Annotated in this window: 17 protein-coding genes and 4 tRNA genes; 1 reads left to right on the top strand and 20 read right to left on the bottom strand. The window is 50.8% G+C overall.

Features of this window, described 5'->3' with window-relative positions; all coding sequences use genetic code 11:
• Window positions 1-186: 186 nt before the first annotated feature.
• The 18 genes from rpsJ to BUA24_RS01680 form a co-directional block, all read right to left on the bottom strand.
• Complete coding sequence (rpsJ, locus tag BUA24_RS01765; protein ID WP_245790243.1) at window positions 187-507, bottom strand: 30S ribosomal protein S10; 321 nt, start codon at window positions 505-507, stop codon at window positions 187-189.
• Window positions 508-575: 68 nt separating this feature from the next.
• Window positions 576-1,763 (bottom strand): elongation factor Tu, encoded by a 1,188-nt coding sequence (tuf, locus tag BUA24_RS01760; RefSeq protein WP_072788124.1) that lies wholly within the window; start codon window positions 1,761-1,763, stop codon window positions 576-578.
• A 67-nt stretch (window positions 1,764-1,830) separates the two neighbouring features.
• Window positions 1,831-3,918: an elongation factor G gene (gene fusA, locus BUA24_RS01755; protein ID WP_072788123.1), complete on the bottom strand. Its 2,088-nt coding sequence runs from the start codon at window positions 3,916-3,918 to the stop codon at window positions 1,831-1,833.
• 81 nt (window positions 3,919-3,999) lie between these two features.
• Window positions 4,000-4,470, bottom strand: a complete 471-nt coding sequence (gene rpsG, locus BUA24_RS01750) for a 30S ribosomal protein S7 (RefSeq protein ID WP_072788112.1) — start codon at window positions 4,468-4,470, stop codon at window positions 4,000-4,002.
• Between the two features lie 4 nt (window positions 4,471-4,474).
• A complete protein-coding gene (gene rpsL / locus BUA24_RS01745; protein ID WP_072788110.1) occupies window positions 4,475-4,846 on the bottom strand; it encodes a 30S ribosomal protein S12 in 372 nt (123 codons plus the stop codon).
• A gap of 139 nt (window positions 4,847-4,985) precedes the next feature.
• Complete coding sequence (locus BUA24_RS01740) at window positions 4,986-8,939, bottom strand: DNA-directed RNA polymerase subunit beta' (protein ID WP_072788108.1); 3,954 nt, start codon at window positions 8,937-8,939, stop codon at window positions 4,986-4,988.
• Window positions 8,939-12,553, bottom strand: a complete 3,615-nt coding sequence (gene rpoB, locus BUA24_RS01735; protein ID WP_072788106.1) for a DNA-directed RNA polymerase subunit beta — start codon at window positions 12,551-12,553, stop codon at window positions 8,939-8,941. The genes BUA24_RS01740 and rpoB overlap by 1 nt, the downstream gene beginning before the upstream one ends.
• A gap of 211 nt (window positions 12,554-12,764) precedes the next feature.
• Entirely contained in the window at window positions 12,765-13,148 is a 384-nt protein-coding gene (gene rplL / locus BUA24_RS01730; RefSeq protein WP_072788104.1) for a 50S ribosomal protein L7/L12, read from the bottom strand.
• Window positions 13,149-13,219: 71 nt separating this feature from the next.
• The gene (gene rplJ / locus BUA24_RS01725; protein WP_072788321.1) at window positions 13,220-13,750 is read right to left on the bottom strand and encodes a 50S ribosomal protein L10; all 531 of its coding nucleotides are present in this window, start codon (window positions 13,748-13,750) and stop codon (window positions 13,220-13,222) included.
• Between the two features lie 161 nt (window positions 13,751-13,911).
• Window positions 13,912-14,637 carry a 50S ribosomal protein L1 gene (gene rplA, locus BUA24_RS01720; RefSeq protein ID WP_072788102.1) on the bottom strand — a complete coding sequence of 242 codons (726 nt, stop codon included), beginning with the start codon at window positions 14,635-14,637 and terminating at the stop codon, window positions 13,912-13,914.
• A 29-nt stretch (window positions 14,638-14,666) separates the two neighbouring features.
• Complete coding sequence (gene rplK, locus BUA24_RS01715) at window positions 14,667-15,095, bottom strand: 50S ribosomal protein L11 (RefSeq protein ID WP_072788100.1); 429 nt, start codon at window positions 15,093-15,095, stop codon at window positions 14,667-14,669.
• Between the two features lie 32 nt (window positions 15,096-15,127).
• On the bottom strand, window positions 15,128-15,811 hold the full coding sequence (gene nusG, locus BUA24_RS01710) for a transcription termination/antitermination protein NusG (RefSeq protein ID WP_245790242.1): 684 nt from the start codon (window positions 15,809-15,811) through the stop codon (window positions 15,128-15,130).
• 16 nt (window positions 15,812-15,827) lie between these two features.
• Window positions 15,828-16,109: a preprotein translocase subunit SecE gene (gene secE / locus BUA24_RS11835; RefSeq protein ID WP_084660089.1), complete on the bottom strand. Its 282-nt coding sequence runs from the start codon at window positions 16,107-16,109 to the stop codon at window positions 15,828-15,830.
• Between the two features lie 58 nt (window positions 16,110-16,167).
• Window positions 16,168-16,240 (bottom strand) — tRNA-Trp (locus BUA24_RS01700).
• A gap of 85 nt (window positions 16,241-16,325) precedes the next feature.
• Window positions 16,326-16,949 carry an RNA polymerase sigma factor gene (locus BUA24_RS01695; RefSeq protein WP_072788097.1) on the bottom strand — a complete coding sequence of 208 codons (624 nt, stop codon included), beginning with the start codon at window positions 16,947-16,949 and terminating at the stop codon, window positions 16,326-16,328.
• 14 nt (window positions 16,950-16,963) lie between these two features.
• On the bottom strand, window positions 16,964-17,128 hold the full coding sequence (gene rpmG, locus BUA24_RS01690) for a 50S ribosomal protein L33 (RefSeq protein ID WP_072788095.1): 165 nt from the start codon (window positions 17,126-17,128) through the stop codon (window positions 16,964-16,966).
• Between the two features lie 62 nt (window positions 17,129-17,190).
• Window positions 17,191-17,264 (bottom strand) — tRNA-Met (locus BUA24_RS01685).
• A 1-nt stretch (window position 17,265) separates the two neighbouring features.
• Window positions 17,266-17,341 (bottom strand) — tRNA-Thr (locus tag BUA24_RS01680).
• Between the two features lie 469 nt (window positions 17,342-17,810).
• On the opposite strand from BUA24_RS01680, the gene BUA24_RS01675 reads away from it, so the two are divergent.
• A complete protein-coding gene (locus BUA24_RS01675; protein WP_072788094.1) occupies window positions 17,811-18,296 on the top strand; it encodes a GNAT family N-acetyltransferase in 486 nt (161 codons plus the stop codon).
• On the opposite strand, the gene mptB is transcribed toward BUA24_RS01675, so the two are convergent.
• Together mptB and BUA24_RS01665 are read right to left on the bottom strand one after the other, a co-directional pair.
• Complete coding sequence (gene mptB, locus BUA24_RS01670; RefSeq protein WP_072788092.1) at window positions 18,291-19,862, bottom strand: polyprenol phosphomannose-dependent alpha 1,6 mannosyltransferase MptB; 1,572 nt, start codon at window positions 19,860-19,862, stop codon at window positions 18,291-18,293. The genes BUA24_RS01675 and mptB overlap by 6 nt on opposite strands.
• 91 nt (window positions 19,863-19,953) lie before the next feature.
• Window positions 19,954-20,035: transfer RNA gene (locus BUA24_RS01665), tRNA-Tyr, on the bottom strand.
• Window positions 20,036-20,051: the final 16 nt, after the last annotated feature.

Below are 20,051 nucleotides of genomic sequence, written 5' to 3'. Positions count from 1 at the left end.
GAGTAATCCTCATCCAATACTGGTGCCAAATAGCACCTGACACAAATAATCCGCCAGAGAGGCGGAACTAAACTTTTGCCGATAGGTCCCCTGTGCAACAGGGCTCAACCGGACTTCAGAGTAAAACCTAGGTAATTCTAACCCGTCTTAATCAAAACCCCTACCCATCTAGGGCTATTTTGACTCCTATTGAATCTTGATTTCAATATCCACGCCCGCCGGAAGGTCTAGCCTTTGTAGTGAATCGACCGTCTTTGGGGTGTGGTCCACAATATCGAGCATCCGCTTGTGCACTCGCATCTCAAAGTGCTCCCTCGAATCCTTGTGTTTGTGTGGAGACCTGATGACCGTATACCTGTGAATCTCCGTCGGCAACGGCACTGGACCCACAACCTTGGCTGAGGTACGAAGAACAGTGTCCACTATCTTCTTAGTGGAACTCTCAATTATTTCATGATCGAACGCTTTAAGACGAATCCTTATTCTCTGCTTGCCTGACTCTGCCAATTTCATTCACACCTTAGATCAGTAAGAGGCCCAGGACAGATGCCCTGGGCCTCAGCATGTAAAACTAACTACTTAATAATCTTCGTTACGGCTCCAGCACCAACGGTGCGTCCGCCTTCACGAATAGCGAACCTCAGACCTTCGTCCATGGCTATGGGCTTTTGAAGTTCAACGGTCATGGTAATATTGTCGCCCGGCATTACCATCTCAGTCCCCTCAGGGAGAGTAATCGTTCCGGTAACATCGGTCGTTCTGAAGTAGAACTGTGGACGGTAGTGGTTGAAGAAAGGCTTATGACGCCCACCTTCTTCCTTTGAGAGCACGTACACGTTTGCTTCGAACTGAGTATGCGGTGTGATGGAACCAGGCTTGCAAAGAACCTGACCACGCTCCACATCAGTCTTCTTAACACCTCTCAAAAGCGCACCAATGTTATCACCGGCGATGCCTTCGTCGAGGAGCTTGTTGAACATCTCAACACCTGTGCAAACCGTCTTTTGGGTGTCCCTGAGACCGACGATCTCAATTTCATCACCAACTTTGAGTACACCTTGTTCAACCTTACCGGTTACAACAGTACCACGACCAGATATGGTGAACACATCTTCGATTGGCATAAGGAATGGACGATCGATCGGACGCTGAGGCTCAGGTATGTAATCATCTACTGCCGCCATAAGCTCGAGGATCTTGGCTTCCCACTCTTTATCACCTTCGAGAGCCTTTAGGGCCGATACACGAACCACAGGGGTATCGTCACCAGGGAAGTCATACTCATTGAGGAGTTCCCTTACCTCAAGCTCTACAAGATCTAACAACTCCTCGTCGTCGACCATGTCAGATTTGTTCAATGCCACGACGATGTAAGGAACGCCTACTTGACGAGCCAAAAGCACGTGCTCACGAGTCTGAGGCATAGGGCCATCGGTGGCGCTTACGACCAAGATAGCTCCATCTACCTGTGCTGCACCTGTAATCATGTTTTTGATATAGTCAGCGTGACCCGGCATGTCGACGTGAGCATAGTGACGCTTGTCAGTCTCATACTCGACATGGGAGATAGAGATTGTTATACCTCTAGCCCTCTCCTCGGGGGCGTTATCGATCTGGTCGAAAGGCTTGAACTTAACGTTAGGGTTGTTCTCCGCCAAGACCTTGGTGATCGCCGCAGTCAAAGTTGTCTTGCCATGGTCGATATGTCCCATGGTTCCTATGTTCAAGTGAGGCTTACTCCGCTCGAACTTTTGCTTGGCCATTTTATTGCTCCGTTATACCTAGTTGCGTCTCTCGACGGCATGCACGACTATTACAGGCTGATACAGTCTATTCACCACGTACTCGAGCTACGATCTCTTTTGCGATCGAATCTGGTACTATTTGGTAAGAGCCGAACTGCATTGAGTAGGTAGCACGTCCCTGGGTTCTAGACCTCAAGTCTGTAGCATACCCAAACATCTCAGAGAGCGGTACCTGTGCTCGAATAACCTGAGCATTACCCCTCTGATCCATTCCTTCGACCCTTCCACGCCTGGAGGAAAGGTCCCCGATAACGTCACCCATGTACTCTTCAGGGGTAACTACTTCAACAGCCATAATAGGCTCTAGAAGCACCGGGCTCGCAGCCCTGGCTGCCTTCTTGACAGCCATGGAACCAGCGATCTTAAAGGCCATCTCCGAAGAGTCGACCTCGTGGTATGAACCGAAGACCAACGTTGCGCGAACGTCTACCATAGGATAACCGGCTACCACACCACTTTGTAACGCTTCCTGAATACCGGCGCCAACCGCAGGAATGTACTCACGGGGAATCACACCCCCGGAAATCTTATCCACGAACTCAAATCCACCACCCGGACCGAGCGGCTCTAGATTGATGACGACATGCCCGTACTGACCACGACCTCCGGACTGGCGAACATACTTCTCCTCGATCTTCTCAACCGCTTTGGTAATAGTTTCGCGATAGGCAACCTGAGGCTTACCAACGTTCGCCTCCACCTTGAACTCCCGTAGCATACGGTCAACAAGAACCTCAAGATGGAGCTCACCCATTCCGGAGATAACCGTCTGACCGGTCTCCTCGTCTGAGCGGACCCTAAAAGTTGGGTCCTCCTCCGACAGCGCAAAGAGGGCGCGACTCATCTTTTCCTGGTCAGCCTTGGTCTTAGGTTCAACCGCCACGTGAATCACTGGCTCAGGGAACTCAAGCGCCTCCAGCACAATAGGGTTGTCAGGGCTACAAAGAGTGTCACCAGTGGTTGTGTGCTTCAACCCGACCGCAGCAACGATATCACCCGCATAGACGGTATCGATATCTTCCCTGTGGTTAGCGTGCATAAGCAGTATGCGTCCAATGCGCTCCTTCTTGTCCTTGGTAGAGTTTAGGACCGTAGCACCCTTCTCCAAGGTTCCCGAATAAACCCTAAAATAAGTCAACTTTCCAACAAATGGATCAGTCATGATTTTGAAAGCCAGAGCTGAAAAGGCCTCTTTGTCATCGGGTCTGCGTACCAGTTCATCATTCCCCGACATAGAGACACCCTGCGCTGGATCAATATCCAAAGGAGAGGGTAGAAAATCCACAACTGCATCAAGCATGGGCTGAACGCCCTTGTTCTTGAAGGCCGATCCACACAACGTCGGTACTGCATGACCGGCTATCGTTACCCTTCTAACCACCTGTCTCAAAAAATCAGGGGTCATGGGCTCTTCGGAGAGATAAGCCTCCATCAACGGATCGTCGTAGCTGGAGAGAACATCGATAAGCTCGTGATGCGCTGTCTCAGCCGCTTCTTTCAGTTCCTCCGGTATCTCAATAACTGTGTACTTCTCGCCAAGCGCATCTTCCCAGACTTTCGCCTTCATCTCTATAAGATCGACGATACCTTTAAAGTCACCTTCCGATCCGATGGGAAGCTGTATAACAGCCGGCACCGCCTCAAGGCGATCTTTGATCATCTCTACACATCGGTCGAAGTTGGCACCTACACGGTCCATCTTGTTTATAAAGCACATCCTTGGCACACCATATTTGTTTGCCTGCCGCCAAACCGTCTCCGTCTGTGGTTCCACCCCAGCTACTGCGTCAAAAACGGCTACCGCTCCGTCAAGAACTCGAAGCGATCTCTCCACCTCAACGGTAAAGTCAACGTGCCCTGGAGTATCGATAATGTTTATTCTGTGATCCTTCCAAAAGCAGGTCGTAGCTGCGGAGGTTATAGTAATACCGCGCTCCTGCTCTTGGGGCATCCAGTCCATTGTGGCTGCACCTTCGTGAACCTCGCCGATTTTATAGTTCTTGCCGGTGTAGTACAAAATACGCTCTGTAGTCGTCGTCTTGCCGGCGTCGATATGCGCCATGATGCCGATATTTCGTATCCTCTCAATTGGATACTCTCGCTTGGTGCTCATTTTTACTGTGCTTAATCCCTTTTCTTAAAATCTCAAGCTATCGCTCATACCTAAAACCCTGCCGAACAAGACGCCGGTTAGCTACCACCTATAGTGTGCAAACGCCTTATTGGACTCAGCCATCTTGTGCAGGTCCTCTTTACGTTTAACCGATGCCCCGATGCCCGAGGAAGCGTCAAGGATCTCGTTAGCCAACCTCTGAACCATCGTCTTTTCTCTTCTTGCTCGGGAGTAGCCCACGATCCAACGTATCGAGAGAGTCGTTCCTCTTCTGTTTTTGACGTCCACCGGAACCTGATACGTCGCACCCCCGACTCGCCGCGACCTGACTTCAAGCTCTGGTTTGGTATTTTCAACCGCTCTTTTTAGTACGGTCAAAGGGTCATTACCAGTCTTTTCTCGAATCTCTTCCAAGGCACCGTAGACGATGTGCTGCGCTAAAGTCTTTTTACCCCTGGACAGAACCTTGTTAGTCAACTGGGTTACCAGTACGGAGTGGAACACTGGATCTGGCGCCAACTCTCTGCGCTCTACTGGACCTTTCCGTGGCACGTCTTTACTTCTCCCTCTTTGCGCCGTAGCGACTTCTAGCTTGCTTTCTGTTCTTAACCCCTGCAGTATCTAAGGTTCCTCTAATGATCTTGTATCGCACTCCAGGAAGATCCTTCACACGACCACCACGAACAAGTACTATGGAGTGTTCCTGAAGGTTGTGTCCCACACCTGGAATGTAGGCGGTTACCTCGACACCGGAGGTAAGCCTCACTCGAGCTACCTTTCGAAGCGCTGAGTTGGGCTTCTTTGGTGTAGTGGTATACACCCTTGTGCAGACCCCACGCCTTTGAGGCGACCCCTTTAGAGCCGGAGTCTTCGTCTTAGTTCTCTTGGTCTCTCGACCTTTGCGCACCAGTTGAGCGATCGTAGGCACGACAATCCTCTCTCAAAATTTTCATTGAGTCTGCGGCAGACATCTTCCACCGCGACAAACCAAAGTTACATAATATGCGGACGGCCTACTCTTCGGTACAAAAACCGTGTCCGCCCGCATAATTTTATCCACAATTACCCTACAGTTCACCGGTAAGGTCCGGTGGAGTATCTTCGTTGTAGTCGAAGTCCTCGACATCATAAGACACATCGAACCCTTCGTCTACTACATCAGACGCCCTATACTCGCCGTAAAATCCGTAGTCATCATCGTAGTCCTGCGACGACCAGAAAGAAAGAGGCTTCGCATCAGGAGCACTCACCTGGAAGGCTCTGTAGCTCTTCATTCCGGTTCCAGCAGGTATTAATTTCCCTATAATGATGTTCTCTTTCAACCCAAGAAGAGAATCAGACTTACCTTCGATCGCTGCCTCCGTGAGAACCCTGGTGGTCTCTTGGAAGGAAGCTGCCGAAAGCCAAGACTCAGTCGCCAAAGACGCCTTGGTAATACCCATAAGCTCAGGCCGGCCTTCTGCAGGCTTTCCACCACGGGAGACAACCGCTCGGTTCGTGTCTGCATACACACGAGCATCCACGCGCTCTCCAGGTAGAAAATCCGTATCACCCGGCTCAGCCACCGTTACACGCCGCAACATCTGACGAACGATGAGTTCAATGTGCTTGTCGTGTATGGAAACACCTTGGTCTCGGTAGACCTTCTGCACCTCTTCTACGAGATACTGCTGAGTCTCCCGGATGCCTTTGACCTCAAGAAGTTGTTTGGGATCCTTTGGACCCTCTACCAGAGCGTCACCCGCTTCAACCTCTTGACCGTCAACGACCTCAAGGTGGGTACGAAGAGAGAGGTCGTAGCTCTCTTCTTCCCCTTCATCCGATACCACGGTCACCCTACGAACAGCTTCGCCCTCCTCAATACGCACCACACCCGAGGTGTAGGACAGGATCGCTGCGCCCTTTGGCGTACGAGCTTCGAATAGTTCAACGACTCTCGGAAGACCATGGGTGATGTCCTCACCTGCAATACCTCCTTGGTGGAAGGTACGCATCGTGAGCTGCGTGCCGGGCTCCCCGATCGACTGTGCAGCTACGACACCGATCGCCTCACCCAGTTCAATTTGACCTGCCCCAGCGAGTGCCTGACCATAACACATTGCACACACACCGTGTTCGGTATCACAGGTTAGAACTGAACGAACTCTAATTCGATTGACCCCCTCGTCGTTTCGAAGCTGGGCCACAAGCTTATCGGTCAGAAGCGTTCCAGCCTCCATCACCGAGCCATCCGATAGAGCCACGGACTCGGCTAAGACTCGCCCATACGCACGTGTCTCCAGATAGTACCGCTTTCCGGCCTCATCAGGTCGAACGTCTTCTATCCAGATACCGCGTGAGGTCCCACAGTCGAGCTCCCGTACGATCAGTTCTTGCGCCACATCGACGAGTCTCCTGGTGAGATAGCCAGAGTCCGCAGTCCTAAGCGCAGTATCAGCAAGCCCCTTTCTGGCTCCGTGGGTCGAGATAAAATACTCCAGGACCGATAGACCCTCTCGGAAAGAAGACACGATCGGTCGGGGTATCATCTCTCCGCGAGGATTAGAGACAAGACCCTTCATACCCGAGATCTGCCTGATCTGTTGTGCGTTACCACGCGCTCCAGAGTCAACCATCATATTTATAGGATTGAAGGTATCAGAAGCTATCATCTGATCCATCGCCCGGCCTATCTCCGAGTTGGCAGCCGTCCAGATCTCAATCTCTTTTTGCTTGCGCTCATCATCGGTGATGATTCCACGCTTGAACTGTTGTTCGGCCTTTTGGGCCTCTTTTTCATGTCGATCAATAATCTCAGCTTTATTTGCAGGAGTACGCACGTCGTTGATCGAGATCGTCAAGCCACTTTGGGAGGCAAACCGAAATCCAATCGCTTTGATTTTATCGAGAGACTCCTGTGCAACTCCCTTGGGATAGTTGTTGGCGATCTCTTCAACGATTGCACCGATCGGAGTCGCCTTCTTGCCGATAAGTTCATTGACGAATCGGAATCCTTTTGGAAGAGTTTGGTTGAAGAATATACGCCCTACCGTCGTCTCGATGGTCTCGTAAAGCGGCGTACCCTCCTCATCCTGCCCAACGGCTCGCCTGTATTTGACCTTAGTGTGAACGGTGACTTCCTTTGCTTCATAGGCCATCTCCACCTCATGCAGGTGTCTGAAGACCCTACCCTCACCGATAGACCCAGGTACCTCGGTCGTAAGGTAGTAGATACCAAACACCATATCCTGAGTAGGAACAGTGATCGGGCGCCCCGTAGCAGGAGAGATTATGTTGTTCGCTGAGAGCATGAGCACCCTTGCCTCAGCCTGAGCCTCAGGCGAGAGAGGTAGGTGTACAGCCATCTGGTCACCGTCGAAGTCAGCGTTGAATGCAGCACAAACGAGAGGATGAATCTGAATTGCTTTGCCCTCTACAAGCACAGGCTCGAACGCCTGGATTCCTAGTCTGTGAAGCGTGGGAGCACGGTTGAGCATCACAGGATGCTCTTTGATGACAGAGTCCAAAACCTCCCAAACCTGAGGTCTCCGGCGCTCTACCATCCTCTTAGCAGACTTGATGTTCTGCGCATAGTCCAGATCAACCAAGCGCTTCATCACGAATGGCTTAAATAGTTCCAAAGCCATCTGCTTTGGTAGGCCGCATTGATGCAACTTCAGCTTCGGGCCAACAACTATTACGCTTCTACCCGAGTAGTCAACACGTTTCCCAAGCAGGTTTTGCCTAAAACGTCCCTGCTTGCCCTTCAACATATCCGAGAGGCTCTTTAGAGGCCTGTTCCCAGGACCCGCAACAGGACGCCCACGCCTTCCGTTATCGAAAAGGGCGTCAACCGCCTCTTGAAGCATTCTCTTTTCATTGTTGACAATGATCTCTGGAGCACCAAGCTCAAGGAGTCTTTTCAATCGGTTGTTTCGATTTATAACTCTGCGGTAGAGATCATTGAGGTCCGAGGTAGCGAAGCGACCACCATCGAGCTGCACCATCGGACGAAGATCCGGTGGAATAACCGGAACGACCTCAAGTATCATTGCACCAGGGTCATTAATTCTTCGATTGTTTTCGTCGCGCCGATTAAACGCCGAAACGATCTTCAGTCTCTTGATCGCCTTTTGCCGCCTCTGAACCGACAAAGGTCTCTTACTATCGATCGGCTCTATCATCTCCCGGAGTTTTGCTTCCTCCTGATCAAGATCAAGCCTTTCGATCAGTTTAGCGATGGCCTCCGCTCCCATGCCGCCTTCAAAGTAATCACCGTAGCGATCCTTGAGCTCACGCCATAGAAGCTCATCCTCGATGATCATGCGACCATGAAGCTCTCTGAACTCTTCGAAGGCACGCCGATACAACTCTATCTTTCCATCAAAACGATCCCTGAGGTAAGCGATCTCCTTATCCGCCTGCTTTTGGCGGGCTCGTAAGTCAGCGTCTTTAGCCGACCCTGCCTCAAGCTCGGCTAGGTCTCGCTCAAGGTCTTGAAACTGCTTTTCGATCGCTAGATCTCTCTGACTTTCAAGTTCTTTGAGCTCCTCCAAAAGCTCCGCCTCTAGGTTGGGAAGATCCTCATGCCTGCGATCAACATCGACCCAGGTAACCAGGTTGGCAGCGAAATATATCACCTTTTCAAGCTGCTTTGCCTTGAGTTCTTCTTTGGTGGTAGTTCCCATCAGAAGATACGCCAGCCAGGATCTTGTGCCTCTTAGGTACCATATATGAACGACTGGTGCCGCCAGCTGAATATGGCCCATACGTTCTCTACGTACCTTGGAGCGGGTTACCTCAACTCCACATCGCTCGCAGATGATACCCTTGAAACGAACTCTCTTATACTTACCACAGGAGCATTCCCAGTCCCTTGTAGGACCAAATATCTTTTCGCAAAACAAACCGTCTTTTTCTGGACGAAGCGTTCTGTAGTTGATGGTCTCAGGTTTTTTCACCTCACCATGCGACCAGGTAAGAATATCCTCGGAGGTAGCTAGGCCTATACGCAGCTGTTCAAAGTTGTTTAAATCAAGCATTAAAGACCCCCGTCCTCGCTTCTGTAACCTTCACCGTAATCAGACCCTCTCTCTGGTCTTGAGATATCGATACCAAGTTCCTCAACGCTACGATAGGCATCTTCATCAAGTTCCCTTATCTGGATCTCTTCACCTTGCGCAGAGAGAACCTCTACATTTAGACAAAGAGACTGCATTTCCTTGATCAACACCTTGAAGCTCTCTGGAATACCTGGCTCGGGAATGTTTTCTCCCTTAACAATGGATTCGTACACCTTCACACGTCCCACCACGTCGTCTGACTTAATGGTCAAGAGCTCCTGCAGGGCGTATGCAGCACCATAAGCCTCGAGCGCCCAAACTTCCATCTCTCCAAATCGCTGGCCACCAAACTGAGCTTTACCTCCCAATGGTTGCTGAGTAATCATGGAGTAAGGACCAGTAGAACGGGCGTGTATCTTGTCATCCACGAGGTGAGCCAACTTCAGTATGTACACGTAACCGACGGAAATTGGGTTGTCGTAAGGCTCTCCGGTTCGCCCGTTAAATAAAGTAGCCTTACCATCGATCCCTATCTGACGTCGTCCATCGGCAGAGTCTGGGTGCAGATCCTCAAACACCTGTTGAATCGTTGGGTGTCGGCCCGATTTGCTTTCCTCGTCCCAGTGAGCTCCGTCAAACACGGGTGTTGCCACCCACGTAGAAGGCTCAGTCCGAGGTCTGGTCTTATACTCTGTACCTTTGACGGGAAGGCTCGCTAGTTCGTTTGACTTCCATCCCCAACGGGCAGCATATCCTAGGTGGGACTCAAGCACCTGTCCGACGTTCATTCTTGAAGGAACACCAAGTGGGCTCAAGATGATGTCGACCGGCGTTCCATCTGATAGGTACGGCATATCCTCGACGGGCAGAATCTTTGATATGACTCCCTTGTTGCCGTGTCGTCCAGCAAGCTTGTCACCTTCAGTAATCTTGCGCCTTTGGGCCACATACACTCTCACGAGCTGATTTACCCCTGGAGCCAGCTCCGTGGAGTCCTCTCTGGTAAAGACCTTTACGTCGATCACCTTTCCTGACTCACCGTGTGGAACCTTGAGTGAAGTGTCTCTAACCTCCCTCGACTTCTCGCCGAAGATAGCTCTGAGCAGCCTTTCCTCCGGTGTTAGCTCAGTCTCGCCTTTAGGTGTCACCTTACCGACGAGGATGTCACCAGGCCCCACCTCTGCACCGATCCTGACTATACCCCGTTCGTCGAGATCAGCAAGGATCTCCTCCGAGAGATTGGGGATATCCCGTGTGATCTCTTCCGCTCCAAGCTTGGTATCCCTAGCATCGGTCTCATACTCTTCGATGTGAATCGACGTCAGCACATCGTCCCTCACGAGCCTCTCCGAGAGGATAATTGCATCCTCATAGTTGTAGCCTTCCCAAGGCATAAAGGCAACAAGAAGATTCTTACCCAAGGCAAGCTCACCGTTGTGAGTTGCGGGGCCATCGGCCAAAAGGTCTCCCTTTTCAACCTGTCGCCCTACTTCAACAAGGACCTTTTGATTGAGGCAGGTATTTTGATTTGATCTCTTGAACTTCGATAGTCTGTAGACCTTTCTTCCAAGAGCATTTCCGTATCTGTCGCCTTGTCCTGGGGAGTATTCGACTACGATCGTCTCTCCCGAGACCTCTGTTACTACTCCTGTACCCTCCGCTAAGATCACATCCCCTGCATCTTGGGCAGCTCTGGCCTCAACACCTGTTCCGATATAGGGAGCCTCAGGAACAACAAGCGGAACCGCCTGTTTCTGCATGTTTGCCCCCATTAGGGCCCTGTTCGCATCGTCATGTTCGATGAAGGGTATCAGGGAGGTTGAAACCGAAATGATCTGCTTCGGAGAGACATCCATTAAATCTACTTCGGAGGCTGGCACGACATCTACCTCTGACGTAGATCCGTAGGACACTGCGTTTGCCCCAACCCTAACCACTGCTCCTTGTGGCGCCCTTCTGACCAAGACCCTGTCTTCCAAGAATCTGCCCTCTGAGTCTATCTTCGCCGACGCCTGGGCAATAACATACTCTTCTTCTTCGTCGGCAGCGAGATAAACGATCTCGTCGGTTACGCGCCCGTCAACTACCTTTCTATAGGGAGTCTCTATAAACCCATGGTCATTTACCTTTGCAAAGGTTGCAAGGGCTCCAATCAAGCCGATGTTAGGGCCCTCCGGGGTTTCGATTGGGCACATACGCCCGTAATGTGAGGAGTGGACATCTCGTACCTCAAATCCAGCCCTCTCCCTCGAGAGACCTCCGGGGCCAAGCGCAGAGAGACGTCGCTTGTGTGCAAGACCAGATAAAGGATTGTTCTGATCCATGAACTGAGACAGCTGAGAAGTCCCGAAAAACTCTTTGATAGCGGCGACGACAGGTCTTATGTTTATGAGAGTCTGCGGAGTGATCGCTTCTACGTCTTGAGTCGTCATTCTCTCTCGTACGAGTCGCTCGAGTCGAGATAGACCCATCCGAAGTTGATTTTGTATAAGCTCGCCAACGCTCCTTACGCGCCGATTCGCAAAGTGGTCCTGGTCGTCAAACCGATACCCTGGAACGCCAGAAGCCAAGTGAAGCATGTACGATGCCGTCGCAAGAATCTCCGCTCGCGACAGTACCGTGGGATACTCTGGGTCCGCAACAAGCGGAATCTGCAGTATCTCAGAGAGCTTTTGGATCTCGGGGCCTAACTTACGGTTGAGCTTGTATCTACCCACCTTCGTGAGGTCGTAGCGTTTCGGTGAAAAGAACGCCATCTCGAAGTAAGACCTAGCCGTATCGGCAGTAGGTGGCTCGCCCGGTCGAGCCCTTCGGAAGATCTCTATAAGCGCAGCATCCTCTCTGGCTTTAGCCAAATCTGCATCTCGATCCTTGTTCAGTAGCGCAGTTTCCTCTTTTGCGTAGTCCGCCTTCTCCTTCTCCCACTGTGCCTCAAGGAAGTCAAAGTGACGAACGAAGCGATCGATAATTTCAGGATCACCGTAACCTAGAGCTCTCAGTAACGTGAAGATGGGCAGACGACGTTTCCTGGCCACCCGAGCCCCCGCCGTAATATCCCGACCAGGCTTGCTTTCAACGTCAAACTCAATCCACTCCCCACGGTATGGATTGATCGTAGCGGTCACAATCGTCTTGGAGTCTCTACCTTCTTGGAACAGAACCCCCGGAGAACGAACGAGTTGCGAGACCACAACGCGTTCAGTTCCATTGATTATGAAGGTACCCCGATTGGTCATCATCGGGAAGTCACCCATAAACACGGTTTGCTCTTTAATTTCGTATGTGGCCTTATTAGAGAACCTCGCACGCACGAAGATAGGAGCCGAATACGTCATATCCTTTTCTTTGCACTCTTCGACAGAGTACTTCGGCGGGGGACGGAGATCCGGATCGTCCGGATCAAACTCAAGCTCTAAAGAGAGCTGCCCTGTAAAGTCTTCTATCGGGGAGATGTCCCTGAAGGTTTCGACCAGCCCCTCACGTAAAAACCACTCAAACGAATCACTTTGAATAGATACCAAATCGGGCAAGGGCAAAACCTCGTCCACATTGGCAAATGAATATCGTTCCGGAGACTTCGAACGGAAACTCAACGAGCAACTCCTCTAAATTTAATGAAAGTCACATCCACCTCATGGTCGTGAAAACCGAACGCGAGGGGGCTAGGCAAGAAAATAACCTAAAGACAGAGACTCTACGCACGACAATAGTAAGTATAGAACAACAACACTAAAACTCAGGCGCGCAAATAAGCAAAAAGCCGGAGGCTCAAGTAGAGACCTCCGGCTTTAACTTTAGCACAAACTACTTCAGTTCGACTGTAGCTCCGGCTCCTTCGAGAGCAGCTTTGGCTTTCTCGGCATCTTCCTTCGAAACCTTCTCTAAGACGGTCTTGGGAGCACCGTCCACAAGATCCTTTGCCTCTTTCAGTCCTAGATTCGTAAGGGTACGAACTTCCTTGATAACCTGAATCTTTTTATCTCCAGCGGACGTCAGGACCACGTCAAACTCATCTTGTTCCTCAACCGCAGCCTCTGCCGCTCCGCCACCTGCTGGCACAGCCGCTGCCACAGCCACTGGAGCAGCGGCAGTTACTCCGAACTTCTCTTCGAACTCCTTCAAAAGCTCCGATAGCTCAAGCACGGTCATCGACGCTATCGCATCCAAAATTTCTTCTTTACTTGCCAACTGAGATCAACTCCTTACACTGCCCCTCCGGGCCTACCAATAAAACAACTAAACGCTGAGACGAAGCGGAACTAACCCTGCTCACTCTTACTGTCGATTAACGCCTGAAGAGCATAGGCAAAGTTTTGAGGAACTGCCTTGAGAAGAGACGCAAACTTCTGCATCGGCGCACTAAGTGCTCCAGCAAACTGCGCAAGCAAAACCTCACGGGAGGGGAGATCAGCCAGAGCAAGAGTCTCTTCGACACCTAGCTTCTTCCCACCCATCAGGCCGCCCTTTAGAACTAGGGCTGGCTTTGCCTTTGCAAACTCCCTCAAAGATTTGGCGATAGCCGCAGGATCATCCTTGACGAAGGTTAGTGCTGTCGGACCCTCAAGCAGAGGCTCTACAACTGAGTTACCGCTTTGCGAGGCTGCAATTCTTACCAAAGTATTCTTGAATACTTTGATATCTGCACCCTTTGCTTTGAGCTCCCGACGCAACTCTTCAAGCTCCGACACCTTTAGTCCACGGTACTCGGTAACGAGAACCGCTGCTGAGCTGTCAAAGCGCTCCTTCAACTCCTCAACAATTGCCACCTTTTCAGGTCTTGGCTGTTCCATACTTCTCCTCGAGTGCTTCAATTGCCCACTCACCCGACTCGGAGAGATCGCTTCATCAGGCGGAAAACCTTTAAGCTCGTCGAGCACCGGACCTCTTCAGCGAATCAGAGCTGAGTTGAACGAAAAACTAATCTACCATAACGTGGAGCAAACCCCTGCGATTACGCAGCGCTTTGAGCCACATCTTCATCTGTCAACCTCAACTTGTTTGTGTCTACCTTGATACCTGGGCCCATAGTTGAGGAAAGACTCACGCTTCTAAAGTAACGTCCTTTCGCAGACGCTGGTTTAGCTCTTTGCAGTTCTTCGATGACTGCCCGGAAGTTCTCTGCGAGCTGATTGGTTGAGAACGAGACCTTACCAATTCTGACGTGTACGATCCCAACTTTGTCGGTTCTGTATTCGACGCGGCCTCCTTTGAACTCGGTTACCGCTCGGCCGACGTCGGTAGTAACCGTTCCGGTCTTTGGGTTTGGCATAAGACCGCGTGGACCCAGTACGCGACCCAGTCGTCCTACCTGGGGCATGAGATCGGGTGTCGCAATAGCAACGTCAAAGTCCAAAAACCCCTCTTTTTCTACTCTGGCTACAAGGTCGTCTGCTCCAACCACGTCTGCCCCTGCTTCCCGTGCCTCAGCCGCAGCGTCTCCAGCAGCAAATACTGCGACCCTCACATCCTTGCCGGTTCCTGAGGGAAGAGCTACCGTACCCCTAACTATCTGGTCTGCTTTTCTCGGGTCAACACCCAAACGTACGGCCATCTCGACAGTCTCGTCGAACTTGGCTTTCGCTGCCTTTTTGACAAGCTCTATAGCCTCGATAGGAGTGTACAGCTTTTCTGGGTCTACCAGCTGACTCTGAATCTTTTGAACTTTAGTAACTTTCATTATTTAGGATCTCCCAATCTTTCGCCGCGTCAATCGACGACGGCTATTCCCATGGACCTAGCTGTACCTTCTATCTGCCTGATAGCAGCGTCGAGGTCGTAAGCGTTAAGGTCCTGCATCTTGGTTCTAGCGATCTCAGCAACCTGCTCTTTAGTCACTGTACCAACTTGTGTTTTTTTGTTTGTAGCCGAGCCTTTCTCAATTCCAGCAGCCTGGCGCAAGAGAACAGGCGTGGGTGACGTCTTTAGGACAAAGCTGAATGACCGATCGTCGTAGATAGTAACCTCAACCGGAACGACCTGTCCCCTCTGAGCCTCCGTAGCTGCATTATACTGCTTCACAAACTCCATGGTCTGGATTCCATGGGGTCCGAGAGCTGTACCTACAGGTGGGGCTGGGGTAGCCGCTCCAGCATTAAGATTAATCTTCACAACCGCAGTTACTCGACGTTTTGCCATTTACCCTTCACTCACTTCCGAAATACAAGCCCTTAGAGCTTAGCAACTTGTGTGAACTCAAGCTCCACCGGAGTCTCTCGTCCAAAGATATTTACCAAAACCTTGAGTTTCAGCTGGTCTTCGTTGATCTCAGATATCTGTCCGGAGAAGTCAGCAAAGGGGCCTTCTTTGACTCGTACAGTCTCGCCGACTTCAAAGTCCACAGTTGGTCTTACCCGTTTGACCTCACGAATCCCTGTTGCACTAGTCCTGTCGAAGGCAAACATGGCCTCCACCTCTTTGCGTGGCAAGGGCGTTGGTTTAGAACCGAGACCGACAAACGAAGTTACCCCAGGTGTATTGCGAATCAGGGACCATACATCGTCATCCATATCGCAACGCACCATGATATAGCCCGGATAAACCTTCTTAGCCGATGTAACAGGCTTCCCGTTTTTGATCTCGGTTACATCCTCAACAGGAATAACCACCTCATAGATACGCTCTTCCATATTCAGCGACTTCGCACGTGCGAAGAGGTTAGATTTCACCTTGTTTTCGTAACCCGCATAAGAGTGGATCACGAACCAATCACCTGGGCGGTCATAGGGGCTCTCAACTAAGACTTCTTCTTCGAACTCATCGTCGCTCTCTGAAGCGTTATCGATGCTTTCAGGCTGTTCTTCCTGGCCCATAAACTCCTCCACTCCCCTCTTCACTAGGTCAGAACTACTCAAAGCCTCAGATCCGTTCTCACTTGAAAAGGAAAAACACTAATTTGGAGAAGACAAGGTTCAGACCAAAGATAAACGCTATCACTAGTACCAAGACCACAAACACCAGGGAAGAATAGCTGACTACGTCCTGTCTCGAAGGCCATTTCACCTTCTTCAGTTCACTTTTTACGTCGTTAAAGTACTTCTTGATGCCACCTCGGCGTGCTGGATCAGCCTTCGATCTTGCCTGAGCTGGTACAGACTTTACAGGAGCGGCGGGTTCACCGCTCTTATCTAGCTGTCCCTGTCTCTGCAGCATCCGCTTAGTTTCGCGGTTCACCTTCTACCTCTGTCTTAAAACTATAAACTATTACGAGCAGGGCAGGAGGGACTCGAACCCCCAACCCCCGGTTTTGGAGACCGGTGCTCTACCAATTGAGCTACTACCCTATGTCAACCAAAGTATCCTACCACTGCGTCAGGACAAATAAGTCATCTGTTCATTCCACGGAAAGAATAAGACCGTTACGACCCTTTAGGAAACTCTTTTATTCGACCTTGAACTGCCACGCTCAAGATCTTGGTAAAAGTCATCTTCGCAGTTTCTCTTGGCCACCAATACCTCTACGATTTTCTTTCTAGCGCGATGGAGCCAGACCTTTGCAGTTCCTTCCGTGATCGATAACCTCTCGGCTATCTCTCTATGAGACATCCCATAGAAGTCTCTCAAAATCACTACCGATTTGAATCTAGGGGGCAACTTCGCCATTGCTCTCTCAATGTCGATGACCGTGGCGCTGAAGGAGTCATCGTCAACGTTTTGGCTCTCTCCTGGTTCATCAAAGAGCTCGGAACCTTCCCGCACCGACCTCTTTGACCTAACAGCACGGAACGACTTAGCCGTGTTCACCACTATGGTGTGAAACCAGGTTTCAAAGGAAGACTCGCCACGAAAGTTACTTATACCCTTACAGGCTCTAATGTAGGACTCTTGGATGACGTCGCTTGCGTCCTCCAAGTTTCCAACAAATTTCAACGCCAAAGAGAGAGACGATTGGTAGCATGAAGAAAAAAGCTCCTCGAGCTTTGAACCCTTACCGCCTTCGATCAGCCTGAGTTCAGGCGACCTGAAACGATCTTGCTCATCGACGTTGTACAAAGACGTTCCTTAGCCTATCTGGTCTCTTTATGGAGCGTGTGTCGTCTGTCCCACTGGCAGTACTTCTTCATCTCGATACGCTCTCGATCGTTTTGGCGATTCTTCACCGTGATGTAGTTTCTTCGCTTGCACTCTTCACAAGCTAAAGTCACTTTGATTCGTTTCTCGTTCTTCGCCATCTACATAACTCCATTTCGCCGAGGACTGTCACGATCCTTGAGCCTACTTCTTGCCTACAAAGTAGCGGCGGTCGGACTCGAACCGACGACCACACGATTATGAGCCGTGTGCTCTAACCAACTGAGCTACGCCGCCTTGGAGCCCCCTGTCGGAATCGAACCGACGACACCAGCCTTACCATGGCTGTGCTCTGCCTACTGAGCTAAGGGGGCGACTTGGCAAAATACTAGTCTGAAATAGTGTACAGTCAAACCGAAATGTAACCTCTAGTTGAGACCTTTGAACCTCCTACAAAGATGAAATCTATCCAGGACATCTCCGACACTCCCATTTTCGTGTGAAACGGTCGAAGTTTTTGAAAGGGCCAACTTAGAGAGCGGGCTATAGGGCGACGGCAATCATCAGCAGATAGGCGTCATAAGGTCTCTGACTATTCGTTTCTTTAGTGCTTCAGTCGGAGCCAGATCACAAATGCCAACTGTCTCAGTCAGGCTAGAGATATCATCGGCAAAGGAAAGACGGTACTGAGCAGGGATAGCGCTCTGTGATCAGATCGGTCTCCCTGTAATTTCGACATTTACGTTTCTAGACGTCAAGATTGCGATCAGAGCCGCGCCTTAGCGGTGCCGACCGAGTGTCATCGGAGGCTCCTTATGCAATCTACTCGCTAAATTAGTTACGATGAACATAAGAACAGCGAAATGTGACGACTCCGAGCAGATTCGTCAGATATACAACCATGAGGTTTTGAACTCGATGGCAACGCTTGATCTTATACCTCGTTCTGAACTAGCCCAAAGAGTCTGGATGGACGAACATCAAGGAGTACATACCGTGATCGTAGCCACCGAGGGTGATCAGGTTATAGGCTTTGCGTCAATTTCTCCCTACAGGCCAAGACCTGGTTACTCCTCAACGGTGGAGAACTCTATCTACGTGCACAAAGACCACAGAGGCAAGCACGTAGGCACGAAGTTGCTGTTAGCCCTGATCGACGAGGCTGGTAGGCTGGGGTTTCATTCGATAATTGCGCGTGTCGTTGCCACTCAATCTTCCTCCATCGAACTGCACCGCAGATGCAGATTTGAGGTGATTGGTGTAGAGCGAGAGGTGGGTAGGAAGTTCGGTCAATGGATAGACATCGCACTTCTTCAGCTTCTACTATGACGGTCTCGAATCTACCTGGGTTCCTCTTGATTTAAATTCGCTCTCAAAAAACCATTTCGCCCTAATCAGGTATTCATCGATCACCAAGCGCATCTGATAGGGCAAACTCTGCTTCCGATACAACACAAAGACGATCAAGACGACTGCGAGCAGAAGATAGGTTACTAACGCTACGAAGGACTGGCCTCCCGGCATCGACAGCGGGAAGGCTAAGATAGATGAGCCAACGACTGCTGTTCCCCCATAACGTCCAACACTGCAGGCCAACAAAGCTATAGCCCAGCTAAGGTACCATGGCCATATGACCGGACCAAGAAGGACAACTACTAAGAGGCTTAGCCCCAAATTCCGCAACCAGTTCTTTTCGTTCGAGAGTAAAAGTAGGTAAAGAGCTATTACACCGGAGAGAAACAGAGCGAGCAGTCTCATCGCAGACAGGTAAAGGTAGGTCGAGACGGGGACTCCCACTAACGAACCCACCTCGTGAATCAAGGTAGCGGCGGCTGTAACGGGATCCGCAGGGGAAATAGATGCGCCCGGCGTTGACAGAGACCTAATCCACCCCACTCCCAGGCCGGTAGCTACACCCAGAACCACCGTCGTGATCGCCCCAATCAAAAGGGCGTAGCTGCCATAGCGAATCTTCCTCCTGAGCGACCCAAAACCACCCCAGAGCACACCGATAAAGACAAGAGCTGCAAACGCCGGTGCCTTGACAAGTCCAGCGAGGGTAACTACGACACTAGCCCAGACAAATCGGCCTGTGTAAGCAAGATAGACCCCAAACACCATAAGTCCAACCATCCAGGCGTCGTTGTGTCCGGCGGATGCCAAATCATAGAGAAATATAGGGTTTAGTGCAGAGAGAACAAACGCTGCATCCTTGGAGTATCCGTTTATGGATGCGATCCTTGGTGCATAGATCCCAGTAAGAATAACACCGGCGAGTGCGGCTACTCTGAGCAGAACAACAGTTCCAAGTGGGGAGTTACCTGCGAGATGAACAAAGAGGTCACCCACGTAGAGGAAGACCGGACCATAAGGAGCTGGAGCCCTCATCCAAAGTGGATCCACTGTCGGCAGAAACGGTGAGTGTCCAAGAGCTATGGGTCCTTGAAGATACGGTGAGATCCCGACACGCACCATCTCGGCCTGGGCCGCATAGGAATATACGTCACGCGATAGAAGTGGACCTGAGAGCATCAGAGGGGTTATCCACAAGGCAAACATGGTCCAGAGGTAAGTAGATCCGAAGCACTTACCGTTGTAGATATCAAACACCGTTTTCGACCAAACATAAAGCCCAATAGCCATCCCCAGATACACGAGCCACCGTGCGACAAGTTCCAAAATAGCGTTGCCCTGAGACGGAGAGTTTGAGACGCCTATGAACCAGGACCCAGGGATCTTAGAGACGAAGGGAGAGTTAGACTGCCAGGTCCCCAAGAACACCATCAACGAGCCGACAGTCCCCCACATCATGGGGTCGAACTCAAGGAACATCGATAAAATACGGTGCGGACTAACTCCACCAGGAACGAGCTTCTCTCGAGTCGACAGCCCCACCTAAATCCACCTTACTAAAGACGCCCAATATGTAATCGTCTTCAATGTAGATCAACGCTCATAAAAATAATCTAAACACCAAGAAAAACTGTGGGCCGGGAGGGATTCGAACCCCCGTAGGCTGAGCCGGCAGATTTACAGTCTGCTCCCTTTGGCCACTCGGGCACCGACCCTATGGGCAACATGATA

The sequence above is a fragment of the Ferrithrix thermotolerans DSM 19514 genome, from assembly GCF_900128965.1.
Lineage (GTDB): Bacteria > Actinomycetota > Acidimicrobiia > Acidimicrobiales > Acidimicrobiaceae > Ferrithrix > Ferrithrix thermotolerans.
This window is presented reverse-complemented; position numbering and strand designations above follow the sequence as displayed.